The following is a 12516-nucleotide window of genomic DNA, read 5'->3' on the forward strand; positions in this document are numbered from 1 at the left end:
CGATAGATGTAGATTATCGATAAAAGAACCGGAGACTGCCGTGGACCTGAAACAATTGCGCTATTTCGTGGCGGTCGCCGAGGAACTGCATTTCGGCCGCGCGGCCAAGCGGCTGTTCATTTCGCAGCCGGCACTCAGTTTCGACATCCGCAAGTTCGAGGACCAGTTGGGGGTGCAACTGCTCGCGCGCACAAATAAGACGGTTGCGTTGACCAATGCCGGACAGGTGCTGCTTGGCGAAGCGCGCCGCTTGCTACTGCAGGCTAATGAGGCCGAACGCATCACGGTTCGATCGGCGCATGGGCTGGCTGGCCGCCTGCGGATCGGCTTTGTGAACTCGATGTTGTACCGCGGCATGCCGCAGGCGGTGAGCCGCTTCGAGGCTGACTACCCGGGCGTGGAAATCGTCTTGAAGGAGATGAACACCAGCGAACAGGTGCATGCGATCCAGCGGATGCAGATCGACATGGGTTGCGCACATTGGGGCAATTTTCCGTCGGATGTGGTTTCAACGCCGATCTTTTCTGAGCCGTTTTTGTGTTGTCTGCCTGTCGATCATCCGCTGGCGAAAAAGCGTCGCGTCGATTTGCGTGCGTTGGCGCAGGAACCGTTCATTCTGTTTCCGCGCACGGTGTCGCCGCATTATCACGATCTGATCATTGCGCAGTGTGTAGGGGCTGGGTTTAGTCCGTTGATTCGCCATGAGGCGCGGTTGTGGCAGACCGTTGTGACGATGGTCGGGTTTGGGATGGGGGTGGCGTTGGTGCCGTTTACGTTGCGGCAGGTGCAGGATCCACGGGTTTGTTTTTTGCCCTTGCAGGGCGAGACGCTTTTGTCGCAGGTTTTGCTTCTGCGGCGGGCTGGCGATGCGGAGCCTGTCGCGGATCGGTTTGTTGAGTATCTTGAGGGGGGGACGTGAGGGGGTTTTTGCCTGCGCGGCGCTTTTTTGTTTGTTTGCCTGTGGCGGTGGCTTTTCCTTGATCTGGCTTCTTTGGGCTTTCCTTGATCTGACTTCTTTGGCCTTTCCTTGCTTTCTGAGTGGTCTATTAGCGTTTGCCCCTGTGCGGGGCGGCACTTACTTTCTTTGCCGCCGCAAAGAAAGATAAGCAAAGAAAGCGGCTCACACCGCTAATTCTTAAGCGGGTCCCCCTCGCAGTTACGGTAGTGGTGCATCTGGAATCTGTGCCCTCGCATATTCAGCCTCAGTGACAAGGCAGTCATACTTCCAGCGACGCTGCGCGCGCCGAAGCACACTTCGAAAACCACGCACTACTTTTGGCACCCACGCTTTACCCAGTACCAGGGCCCTTCATCCCATCGTCACTGCAATTGTCTCTGCTTCTGCTTCTGCTTCTGCTTCTGCTTCTGCTTCTGCTTCTGCTTCTGCTTCTGCTTCTGCTTCTGCTTCTGCTTCTGCTTCTGCTTCTGCTTCTGCTTCTGCTTCTGCTTCTGTCTGTGTCTGTGTCTGTGTCTGTGTCTGTGCTGTGACTACGAGTGCGAGTGCGAGTGCGAGTGCGAGTGCGAGTGCGAGTGCGACACATCGACATTTCATTTGAAGATGGGTTCGCCTCTGAATGCGGGGGCGCATCGCCGAGGCGAAGCCGATGGCTCCCTCCATGTCCAAACGAAGCAATGGGTTTGCATGATGAACCCTTCCGACGAGCACGTAGTGCGAGGCGGGAAGCATGACTGCCTTGTCGCGAAGGCTGAATGTGCGAGGGCACGGATTCCAGATGCACCACTACCGTGGCTGTGCGGGGGACCCGCTTAAGAATTAGCGGTGTGAGCCGCTTTCTCTTGCTTACTTCTCTTTGCGGCCGGCAAAGAGAAGTAAGTGCCTGCCCCGCACAGGGGCGACGCTAATAAACCAATAAGAAATCAAGGAGAGGCCAACGCCATAGGCATACAGAAACAAACAGCGCGGGCAAACAAATCAAAGCAAAGGCCAACGCCGTAGGCATACAGACAAAACAAGCGCCGCGCAGGCAAAAAAAAACCGCCTACCCTTCCCCCCGATACCCCACAAGCACCTTATGCGCAACCATATCCACAGCAGGCTTAATCAACCCATTCTTGTCGGTCCAAACCTTGGGCGTCAACGCGCCGCTCAGCGCGACACTATCCGCGTCAGACAAAGCAAGCAGCGCAGTCTGCACCTCATCATCAAACGCAATCACATTGACGAAAATCGTATCGCCGTCATTGGTGGCCGCTCGTACCTTGCAGGTCACAAAGCGCTTGCCATTCTGCCCCGTGCGAATCTGCGCCTCGCCGTACAAGCGCCCGCCCACCAGTCCATCGATCATCGGTCCTGCTCCTGTTAATCCATACCGTGCAAAAGGCAATATCGCTCAGCACGACACGTATGATCCCACGATACACAGCACGGCTTGCACGAAAGCACGAACCGTTCGCGCATTACGCGCCAATCCCCCTATCCTCACCGCACACCAGACTCCTCGCTAACCGCGGTTGCCGTAATTGTTCCGCGGCCATCGCACGCGAGCCATATGCCGAGAGCCACAGGCCTGCGCCGAACTCGCACGGTCACCGCGAACCCGTCTGCCCCCCAGCCGCCTCGAAAATATCGCGCAACCACTGCGCAAACACCCGCACACGCGACGACAACTGGCGGTTCTGCGGATACAGCACCGAAACCGGCATCGGCGGCGGCGGGAAGTCCGCGAGGATGATCTTCAGCCGCCCCGACGCCAGCTCTCCCGCCACACGGTATTGCGGCACTTGCACGATGCCGAGCCCGGCCACCGCCGAGCCTGTGTACAGATCGGCGCCGGTCACCGATACCGCCGACGGCAGATACATCGCCGTATCGCGGCCGTCGATTGTAAATTCGAGCGGCACCGGCTTGCCGGTCGCACTGGACAGATAATTGACCGCTCGATGCGTGGACAACGCCACCGGATCGGCCGGCTCGCCATACGCCGCCAGATAAGCCGGACTTGCCACCGTCACCTGCGGCAACTGCGCAACGCGCCGCCCCACCATCGACGAATCCTGCAGATTGCCCGCCCGCAACACGCAGTCGATCCCCTCTCTCACCAGATCGACCAGCCGGTCATCCTCGCCGATCGTCAGTTCGATGTCCGGAAACCGCGCTAGAAATGCCGGCAACGCCGGCACGACAAAGTGACGGGCCAATGTGCCCTGCAGATTCACGCGCAATAAACCCTTCGGCGCAATGTTGAAAAACGAACCCTCCGCCTCCTCCATGTCGGCTATCAGCCGCACGCAGCGGCGGTAATACGCCTCGCCGTCATGCGTGAGCCGCACGGTGCGCGTAGTGCGCTCGAGAAGCCGCGCACCGAGCCGCTTCTCCATGCGTTTCATCAGGTTGGTCACGGTGGCGCGCGGAATCTGCAGGTCGTCCGAAGCGCGTGTGAAGCTTTGCCGCTCGGCGATCCGCACAAATACCCGCATTTCCTCGAAACGATCCATGGTTGACGCCTTGGTGGTCTGCCCGCCTGCTGCCTGCTGCCTGCTGCCTGCTGCCTGCTGCCTGCTGCCTGCTGCCTGCTGCCTGCTGCCTGCTGCCTGCTGCCTGCTGCCTGCTGCCTGCTGCCTGCTGCCTGTCAATTATTAAAGCAAATGGAATGATGATGGCAAGTCTAACCAGATTATCTCAGTAACGAAAGCGACCATGATTCATTTCACCCACTCATCACACAGAAGGAAACAAATCATGGACACGATCAAGAACGCTCAAGTCGCCATCGTCACTGGCGCATCCCGTGGCATCGGCGCAGCGGTTGCGCAACGCCTCGCCAAGGACGGCTTCGCTGTCGTCGTCAACTACGCATCGAGTTCGACGGAAGCCGACGCGCTCGTCGCGGAACTCACGGCGGCGGGCGCCAGGGCCATCGCCGTGAAGGCCGATGTTTCGAAAGCCGACGACGTGCGTCGCATGTTCGAGACCACCGAACAGCAACTCGGCAAAGTGGACGTGCTGGTCAACAACGCCGGCGTACTCAAGACGGTGCCGCTCGCCGACGCCAGCGACGTGCTGTACGACCACACCTTCGATATCAACGTGCGCGGTACCTTCAACACCCTGCGCGAGGCAGCCGCACGGATGAACGACGGCGGACGCATCGTCAACTTCTCGAGCACGACGCTGGCACTGAACATGCCGGGCTACGCGATCTACAACGGCACCAAGGCAGCCGTCGAAGCCTTCACGCACGTGTTCGCCAAGGAACTGCGTGGCCGCAACATCACCGTCAACGCGGTTGCGCCGGGACCGATCGCGACCTCTCTGTTCCTCGACGGTAAGACCGAAGAACAGATCCAGACCTTCGCGAAGATGCCGCCGCTGCAGCGCCTCGGCCAGCCGGACGACATCGCCTCGGTGGTGTCGTTTCTCGCCGGCCCGGATGCGGGCTGGGTCAATGGTCAGATCCTGCGCGCCAATGGCGGCGTGGCTTAACCCCCTGCTTGCAAACGCTTAAAGAGCTTTTCTCAAAGCACGTTTAAACATCGCGTTACTTTCACGAATCGGAGAAGAAAAATGCAGAAGAACGTCATCCTGGTTACGGGCGCGGGTACAGGCATCGGCAAGCTCAGCGCGCAATCGTTGGCCGAAGCCGGCCATATCGTCTACGCGACGATGCGCGATATCGAAGGACGCAACAAGCCGCGCGCCGACGAAATGCGCGCGCTTGCCAAAGCGAAGGACATCCAGTTGCATCCGCTCGAACTCGACGTGTTGTCACAAGCATCTGCCGATATCGCCGCCGCGACAATCATCCGCGAGCAAGGACGGCTTGATGTGGTGATGCAGAACGCAGGGCATCTGGTGGTCGGTCCGAGCGAAGCGTTCACGCCCGAAGAAATGGTGAAGGTGTTCGACACCAATCTGTTCGGCGCTCAGCGTGTGAACCGCGCGGTGCTGCCGTATCTGCGCCAGCAGGAAACCGGTTTGATGTTGTGGATCAGCAGCACGACGACCAAGGGCGGGTTTCCTCCGTTCCTCGGCCCTTACGGTGCGGCAAAGGCCGCGATGGATTCTTTGGCCGTCACCCTCGCCTACGAAATCGCGCGCTTCGGTATCGAAACCTCGATTGTGGTGCCGGGCGCGTTCACTCGCGGCACCGCACACTTTCCCAGCGCCGGCAAAGCAGCCGATGCGGAACGCGCGGCCGCGTACGCACGCTATGACGGCGTGATGGATCAGATCGGCGAGCGCCTGTCCGAACTCACACCGGACGACGCCGATCCGCAAGCCGTCGCGGATGAAATCGTGCGAATCGTCGCGTTGCCTTCGGGCGAGCGGCCGATGCGTTCGGTGATCGATTTCGTGGATGACGGCGCGCGTGAAGTGCTCGAAGTTTTGGAGCGCGTGCGCATCGAGTTCGCCAGGCGGATCGGCATGGGCGATCTGCTCGAAGCGAAGGTCAAGCGTTAGTCAAGCATGACCGTGAGCGGCGCCGAGGGCGATTGATGACATCGGCGTCCCACAGTTTCTTTATCGCCTTGAACACACACGTTGATGAAATCTTCCATCCTGATCGTCTGCGCGGTGCTGCTGTCCTTTCTGATCGCCGCGTGCGATGCACGACAACAGGCACAGTCGCCGGAAGCATCCGTCGCCACGCGGAGTACAACCATGAAACCCTCAGTGACTTATCTGCATCTGTTGAAACACACGCCCTTTTTCACGAGCCTGACGACCGAACAACTGCGTTGGGTGATCGGCCATTCGCATGAATGGGAAGCGCAACCCGGCACCGTGGTCGCGCAATGCGACGACCACGCGCACGGCGCCGCGAGCGATCGAGGCATGTGGATTCTTTTGGATGGCGGCTGGCAAATCGAATACGGCCAACAGTCGTATCCGGCGGCCCATGCGAGTGCGGGGAAATGGTTTAGCGCGGCGGTGACCGATCGACCATGCAGCCTCGTCACGACCGAACATAGCTATGTGATGAAGATCGAACGCGCTGACTTCGACGCGATGCTCGAACAGGGTTTCGCATTCGGCCCACATCTCGACGCAGGGCGCCGCTATTACAGCGAACTGTTCGCCGCTCCGGCCGAACTCGTCAAATAGCAGTCGAGCCGGAGCGGGTTGTTACTCTGTGTGCAAACGCCAAAGAAGCGCGCCTAAACCGCCTTCGGATTACGCTCCACAAATCCTTCCTGATGCCAGTACGGATACGCGGGACGTACGGCGCTGGCAGCGTCGAGTTTCGCGACCTGTTCGGGCGTCAGATTCCAACCTACCGCGCCGAGGTTCTGCCGCAACTGCTCCTCGTTGCGCGCACCGATCAACACGGTCGACACCGTGGGCCGCTGTAACAGCCAGTTCAGTGCGATTTGCGGCACGGTCTTGCCGGTTTCGGCAGCCACCTCATCAATTGCATCGAGCACGCGGAACAAATACTCATCCGGCACCGGCGGCCCCATATCCGATGTTTTATGCAAACGGCTCGTTTCCGGTAACGGCTGACCGCGCTTGATCTTGCCAGTGAGACGCCCCCAGCCGAGCGGACTCCACACCACCGCACCCACGCCTTGATCGACGCCGAGCGGCATCAATTCCCACTCGTAATCGCGGCCGATCAGCGAATAGTAAGTCTGATTCGCGACATAGCGCGGATAGCCGTAACGATCCGCGGTGTCCTGCGATTTCATCAGATGCCAGCCCGAGAAATTCGACACGCCCGTGTAGCGGATCTTGCCCGCGCGCACGAGATCGTCGAGCGTCGACATGACTTCGGCGACCGGCGTCTTCGCGTCGAAACCATGCAACTGGAACAGGTCGATGTAATCAGTTTGCAGACGTTTGAGCGCCGCGTCCACCGCCTGAATCAGATGAAAGCGCGACGAGCCGACATTGTTCGGACCATCGTCGAAGCGGAAAGTCGCCTTGGTCGAGATGATCGCCTTGTCGCGCTTGCCCTTGAGCGCTTCCCCGAGCACCGACTCGGAAGCACCGCTTGAATAGATGTCCGCGCTGTCGAACATCGTGACGCCCGCATCGAAACAGATGTCGATCAGGCGACGCGCTTCCGCTACGTCGGTGGCGCCCCACGCTTGGAAAAATTCCCCCTTGCCGCCGAATGTTCCCGTGCCGAAACTCAGCACCGGCACCTTGAAACCGGATGCACCCAGATGTCTGTATTCCATTGATGAATCTCCGTGGCCTAGCCGTCGATAAACGGACATTCAGTCTACGCGCGTCTGGGCAAACGTGCCGAGGGGCTCGCATTGCGTAGGCAGAAGTCGCGCCGCTCAAAGCGCGCCGTCATGGCAACGGAGTGAGGCGTGCAACTCGGACCTACCCGGCTAACGCAGCCAGGGCGTTCTCTTCAGTGCGCAGCCGGTTTGCCCTTGGCGCTCAACACGGCCAGCGCGTCGCGTGCACTTCGAATCACGCTGTCCCAATCGCCCAATGCCGGCTGCCGGAACAACGTCGCTTGCGCGTACCAGGGCGTATCGGTACGTTCCAGCATCCAGCGCCAGCACGTGTCGAAGCGGTTCAGAATCCATACCGGTTTGTTCAGCGCACCGGCCAGATGCGCCGTGGACGTGTCCACCGAAATCACCAGATCGAGGTTTGCTACCAGAGCAGCCGTGTCGGCGAAGTCGTCGAGTTCTTCCGTGTAGTCGACGACGCTCACGGCAGCGTCATCGCGAGGCAATTGCAGCGCGGCCGGTCCTTTTTGCAGGCTGAAGAACTGCACGTTCGGCACATCGAGAATCGGTGCGAGCCGCTCGAAGGTAATCGAACGGCGCGCGTCGTTCTTGCGGAGTTCGGCGACATGCGGTCGATTTCCGCCAGCCCAGACGAGTCCGACTTTCAGGCGCCCTTCCGCTTGTGCAGCGATGCGCTCGTGCCACTCACGCGTGGCTTGCGGGTCGGCGAACAGATAAGGCGCCCTGGCGGGAATACTCGCGAGATCGGTGTTGAACGCGAGCGGCAGACTCAGCAATGGGCAGTGACAATCGAACGGCGGGAGTGCCTGCCCCGCTTCGATCAATTGATCCACACCGTCGAGCGTGGACATGAGCCGCATCAACTCACGCGGCACTTCCAGCACGACTTTTGCACCGAGCGCCGAGACCATTCCCGCATAACGACAAAACTGCAGCGTGTCGCCGAGGCCTTGCTCTGCGTGCAGCAGGATCGTTTTCCCATCGATCGAAAAATCGCCCAGCCAAAGCGGTTGCGCAAAAGCACGCCTGCCTGCTTTGATCCGGCTGCGTTCCCAGCGCCATTCGTATTCTTTCCATCCGGCTTCCAGCTGCCCCAGTTGCAGCAGGCACAACGACCGGTTCCAATGCGTCTCGGCGACGGCGGGATTGACAGCCAGCGCGTGCGCATAGCTCTGCAACGCTTGCGCTTGCACACCGAGATCGACCTGGGTCAGGCCAAGATTGTTCCAGGCATCGGCAAACGCGGGGGCCAGTTCCAGCGCGCGCTGATAGCTTTGCCGGGCTTCGGTTGGCTGGTTCAGATCGCTGAGCGCATTGCCGCGATTGCTCCAAGCGTCGGGATAGTTCGGCTGCAATGCGAGCGCGTGATCGCAGCTGGCGAGCGCATCGGCGGGACGGCCCAGATCGCGCAGCACGCAGGCGCGATTGTTCCAGGCTTGCGCGAAATCCGGCATCAATGCGATCGCGCGATCAAAGCTGCTGAGCGCTTCGCGCGGCAAATTCAGCCCGGCTTGCGCATTGCCGCGATTGTTGAGTGCGTCCGGAAATCCGGGTTGCAAGGCGAGCGCGCGATCGGCACTTCCGAGTGCTTCGTCGAAACGTTGCAAGGCATTGAGCGCATAGGCGAGATTCGAATGAAGCGGCGCCTGTTTGGCATTGATGGCGAGCGCCTTTCCGAGGAACTCGATGCCCTCCTGTATGCGACCCGCCTGCAGCGCGAGCAAACCCAACAATTGCAGCGCCTCGAAATGGCGTGGCTTGAGTTCGAGAATCTCACGATAGAGTTCTTCGGCCTCGGCGACTGCACCGTTCTGCTGAAGCGCGACGGCTTGCCGAAGCATATGGTCCAACTGTTGCGGGAGATTGGCGGGCTTGCTCATGCGGTGAGCGTTGATTGAATGCGCTTTTGGAATCAGGGGCCACTTTCGAGTTGGCTGCATCGCGCTCGCGCCGCGCAGGCCAGTCCCGAAAGAACGAAGCCGATTATCGCCGAAAAGAACGCATTTGGCCTGCTGTATGCGGGTGGCCCTGATTGTTCACGAGCGAAAGGGTTGCCGCTGGTTCTGGAGGTGGTTCTGGAGGCGTTTTTTGAGGTGGTTTTTGATGCCGCTTTTGAGGCCACCTGATGGGCGGCGCGTCACGCCGCGACGTGACGCGCGTTGGGTGCCGGACTGTGTCCGGTGTACGGCTTACTGCGCGCTCAGATGCTTACGCTTGGCGAGATCCTGAGCCATCGCGTAATGCTCCTGGATGGTCGGCAATGACTTCTTCGCGACGTCCTTCAATTGTTCGTCGCGACCCGAAGCGATTTCCGCCTGGAATGCCGACAGCGTTCTCTGTTCGCCGGCGAGCGCGACCTGCTCGATGTAGGTCTTGTCGAAGTCGACACCACGCAGGTTATTGATGCTCGCGAGCACCGCGGCGTCCGGATCGTTCTTCGGCACGTCGACGCCGCGCGGGCTCGCGGCGCGCAATGCGTCCGAGATTTTTGCATTGTCGTTCGACACGCGTTCGGCGAAAGCCTTCACGTCCCGGTCGCTGGAGCGCGAGGTGGCAATGCGTGCTGCATCACGTTGCGTGGCGACGTCCTTGGTGGCGTCGGCGATGAAAGCCTGGTCGGCGGCATGAATACGCGCGGCGTCCGGCGCGGCCGGTGCGGTCTGAGCACTGGCCGCGGTAGCGACGACCATAAGGCTGGCCATGCAGGCACTGGTGATAGCGGCGAGAGGCAAGCGGATCATATGTTCTCCTTGAGGTGGAAGCGAAACGACAGCGATGCGTGTACGCGTTGGCCACTGCATGCGATTGCGTTGATACCTTGCAAGTCGCTTGCGACTGGCTAACGGCGCCGCGCTCTTATCGCTGTGCATTCTAGGAGGCGTGTTACCCAGCATGTGAAACCATGCTGTCGCTTCTGTAACGTTAGGTAACCTTCATACAAATTACGCCGTTTTGCTGTAGGCCCGCCGCTCTCTTCCTGCCCCAAATAGCGGCTCGGGGCCTCATCAGAAAACATCGGTAAAACCCCTGAATTCACTGAACTTTTCTGCCGTTGCGCCGATAACAAAAAAGTAGGGCACGCGCCAGGGCCGAGTGAAAGGTATGCATGGCGCACCACCGCACCGCAATCCCTGGAGAATTTCGATGGCAGTAGATCACCGCGTGAACAACGAACGCAGCAACCTGACGAGTTCCAACAAATTCGAGTTGTTGCTGTATCGGCTGGGTTCCGTTCCCGGCAGCGACGCGCATGAGCTTTACGGCATCAACGTTTTCAAAGTGCGTGAAATCTCGACGATGCCGCCGGTGACGCCGATTGCGGGTTCCTCGCCGTATGTCATGGGCGCTGTGGACATTCGCGGGCAGATCATTCCCGTGATCGATTTGCCGCGCCTGATGGGTTGCGAGCCCACGCGCGGGCTGAACATCTTGCTCGTGACGGAATTCGCACGTTCGACGCAGGCTTTTGCGGTCGAGGAAGTGGACGACATTGTTCGGCTCGAATGGAATCAGGTGCTCTCCGCCGAGGGTGCGGCCGGAGGCAATCTGGTGACGAGCATTGCGCGTATCGACGGCAACACGGGTGATTCGCGGCTCGCCCAGGTGATCGATGTGGAGCAGGTCTTGCGCGACGTGTTTCCGTCACAGCATCCGAGTGTCGACCCGACGTCTGTAGGCGAAGCGCTTGGTATTCGCCGTGGCGCGAAGATTCTTGCCGCTGACGATTCCGGTTTCGCACGCAAGCTGATCGAGCAGGCGTTGAGCGCGATCGGTGCGGACTACGTGATGACCAAGACAGGCGAGGAAGCGTGGAATACGTTGCAGCAGGCCGCGCAGGAGGCGCAGGCTGCCGGCACACGGGTGAAGGACAGTATCGCACTGGTATTGACCGATCTCGAGATGCCGGAGATGGATGGGTTCATGTTGACCCGGCACATCAAGGCTGACGAGCGGACCCGGGATATTCCGGTGATCATTCATTCTTCTTTGACTGGCGCCGCTAATGAGGCGCATGTGAAGAATGCCGGGGCGAATGGGTATGTGGCGAAGTTTGCAGCCGCGGAGTTGGCGGATGTTATTCGGAATGTTTTGGCGGCGGTGCCGGTGGTGGAGGGAGTTGGTGTTTGAAGTGGGGGTTTTGCCTGCGGCGCTTTTGTTTTGTCTGTTTGCCTATGGGGTTGGCTTTTTTTGACTTGTTTGCCTGCGTGGCGCTTTTTTTATGGTTGCCTGCGACGTTGGGCTTTTCTTGATTTTTTTTGCCTGTGCGGCTCTTGTTGTTGTGTGCCTGTGGCGTTGGCCTTTCCTTGTTTTGTTATTGGTTTATTAGCGTCGCCCCTGTGCGGGGCAGGCACTTACTGTCTGTTTGCCTGCGATGTTGGCCTTTCCTTGAATTCTTATTGGTCTATTAGCGTCGCCGCCTGTGCGGGGCGGGCACTTACTGTCTGTTTGCCTGCGGTGTTGGCCTTTCCTTGTTTTCTTATTGGTCTATTAGCGTCGCCCCTGTGCGGGGCAGGCACTTACTTCTCTTTGCCGCCGCAAAGAGAAGTAAGCAAGAGAAAGCGGCTCACACCGCTAGCTCATAAGCGGGTCCCCTGGCTCGGAGAGGGTAGTGGTGCATCTGGAATCCGCGCCCTCGCACCTTCAGCGCCAGTGACAAGGCCGTCATACTTCCGGCGGCGCTGCGCGCACCGAAGCGCACTTCATAGAACCATCCACTACGTTTTCGTACCCGCGTTTCGCTCAGCATCACGGCTCGCAATTGCCACTCTCACTCTCACTCTCACTCTCACTCTCACTCTCACTCTCACTCCCACTCCCACTCCCAGTGCCAGTGCCAGTGCCAGTGCCAGTGCCAGTGCCAGTGCCAGTGCCAGTGCGACTGGCACTACGACTGCAACTGCAACTGCAAGTGCCGGTGCAAGTGCAAGTGCAAGTGCCGGTGCCGGTGCCGGTGCCGGTGCCGGTGCCGGTGCCGGTGCCGGTGCCGGTGCCGGTGCCGATGCCGATGCCGGTGCCGAGGCCGATGCCGATGCCGATGTGATTGCGACTGCGACTGCCAGTGCCCATTGCCGCTGCCAGTGCTAGTGCCACTGTCGCTGTCATGGCAACTGCGTTTATCGGTCAGCGACTTTGCGCTTTGATATGCGTGGGGAGTTCGTTTTTGGATAGCTGGGCGCTTCGCCGAGGCGAAGCCGATGGCCCCCACCGTGCTCAAACGAAGCCTCGGGTTTCCCGTGCATACCCATCCGCGACGCACGTAGTGCGGAGTGGGAGCTGATGAGCTCTGTGTCACTAACGCCGAAGGTGCGAGGGCACGGATTCCAGATGCGCCACTACCGT

At 59.7% G+C, this 12516-nt stretch carries 13 protein-coding genes; 7 read left to right on the plus strand and 6 right to left on the minus strand.

All coding sequences use genetic code 11. From position 1 onward, the window contains the following. Window positions 1-40 precede the first annotated feature (40 nt). Window positions 41-919, plus strand: a complete 879-nt coding sequence (locus PQQ52_RS32690) for a LysR family transcriptional regulator (RefSeq protein ID WP_408220838.1) — start codon at window positions 41-43, stop codon at window positions 917-919. A gap of 390 nt (window positions 920-1309) precedes the next feature. On the opposite strand, the gene PQQ52_RS32695 is transcribed toward PQQ52_RS32690, so the two are convergent. The 3 genes from PQQ52_RS32695 to PQQ52_RS32705 all read right to left on the minus strand — a co-directional run bounded on the left by PQQ52_RS32695 (window position 1310) and on the right by PQQ52_RS32705 (window position 3456). Further along, window positions 1310-1687 (minus strand): hypothetical protein, encoded by a 378-nt coding sequence (locus PQQ52_RS32695; RefSeq protein WP_408220840.1) that lies wholly within the window; start codon window positions 1685-1687, stop codon window positions 1310-1312. Window positions 1688-2000: 313 nt separating this feature from the next. After that, the gene (locus PQQ52_RS32700; RefSeq protein ID WP_408220842.1) at window positions 2001-2306 is read right to left on the minus strand and encodes a single-stranded DNA-binding protein; all 306 of its coding nucleotides are present in this window, start codon (window positions 2304-2306) and stop codon (window positions 2001-2003) included. A 241-nt stretch (window positions 2307-2547) separates the two neighbouring features. Continuing rightward, window positions 2548-3456, minus strand: coding sequence for a LysR family transcriptional regulator (locus PQQ52_RS32705; RefSeq protein ID WP_408220844.1), 909 nt, complete (start codon window positions 3454-3456; stop codon window positions 2548-2550). Window positions 3457-3700: 244 nt separating this feature from the next. Between PQQ52_RS32705 and PQQ52_RS32710 the strand changes: the two genes are divergently transcribed. The 3 genes from PQQ52_RS32710 to PQQ52_RS32720 all read left to right on the plus strand — a co-directional run bounded on the left by PQQ52_RS32710 (window position 3701) and on the right by PQQ52_RS32720 (window position 6067). Then, entirely contained in the window at window positions 3701-4444 is a 744-nt protein-coding gene (locus PQQ52_RS32710; protein WP_408220846.1) for an SDR family oxidoreductase, read from the plus strand. An 81-nt stretch (window positions 4445-4525) separates the two neighbouring features. Further along, entirely contained in the window at window positions 4526-5422 is an 897-nt protein-coding gene (locus PQQ52_RS32715) for an SDR family oxidoreductase (protein WP_408220848.1), read from the plus strand. 84 nt (window positions 5423-5506) lie between these two features. Further along, the gene (locus PQQ52_RS32720) at window positions 5507-6067 is read left to right on the plus strand and encodes a cyclic nucleotide-binding domain-containing protein (protein ID WP_408220850.1); all 561 of its coding nucleotides are present in this window, start codon (window positions 5507-5509) and stop codon (window positions 6065-6067) included. 53 nt (window positions 6068-6120) lie between these two features. Here the strand turns inward: PQQ52_RS32720 and PQQ52_RS32725 are convergent, their stop codons facing one another. Both PQQ52_RS32725 and PQQ52_RS32730 read right to left on the minus strand, forming a co-directional pair. Continuing rightward, the gene (locus PQQ52_RS32725) at window positions 6121-7146 is read right to left on the minus strand and encodes an aldo/keto reductase (protein WP_408220852.1); all 1026 of its coding nucleotides are present in this window, start codon (window positions 7144-7146) and stop codon (window positions 6121-6123) included. 182 nt (window positions 7147-7328) lie between these two features. Continuing rightward, window positions 7329-9056 carry a tetratricopeptide repeat protein gene (locus tag PQQ52_RS32730; RefSeq protein WP_408220854.1) on the minus strand — a complete coding sequence of 576 codons (1728 nt, stop codon included), beginning with the start codon at window positions 9054-9056 and terminating at the stop codon, window positions 7329-7331. Between the two features lie 18 nt (window positions 9057-9074). Here PQQ52_RS32730 and PQQ52_RS32735 point away from each other — a divergent pair, with 18 nt between their 5' ends. Further along, on the plus strand, window positions 9075-9302 hold the full coding sequence (locus PQQ52_RS32735; RefSeq protein WP_408220856.1) for a hypothetical protein: 228 nt from the start codon (window positions 9075-9077) through the stop codon (window positions 9300-9302). A gap of 63 nt (window positions 9303-9365) precedes the next feature. Here PQQ52_RS32735 and PQQ52_RS32740 read toward each other — a convergent pair whose 3' ends face one another. Next, on the minus strand, window positions 9366-9917 hold the full coding sequence (locus tag PQQ52_RS32740; RefSeq protein WP_408220858.1) for a DUF4142 domain-containing protein: 552 nt from the start codon (window positions 9915-9917) through the stop codon (window positions 9366-9368). A 403-nt stretch (window positions 9918-10320) separates the two neighbouring features. On the opposite strand from PQQ52_RS32740, the gene PQQ52_RS32745 reads away from it, so the two are divergent. After that, window positions 10321-11304 (plus strand): chemotaxis protein CheV, encoded by a 984-nt coding sequence (locus tag PQQ52_RS32745; protein WP_408220860.1) that lies wholly within the window; start codon window positions 10321-10323, stop codon window positions 11302-11304. 745 nt (window positions 11305-12049) lie between these two features. Beyond that, on the plus strand, window positions 12050-12217 hold the full coding sequence (locus PQQ52_RS32750) for a hypothetical protein (protein WP_408220862.1): 168 nt from the start codon (window positions 12050-12052) through the stop codon (window positions 12215-12217). The last annotated feature ends 299 nt before the right edge of the window (window positions 12218-12516 follow it).

The organism is Paraburkholderia sediminicola, assembly GCF_046030555.1.
Lineage (GTDB): Bacteria > Pseudomonadota > Gammaproteobacteria > Burkholderiales > Burkholderiaceae > Paraburkholderia > Paraburkholderia sediminicola_E.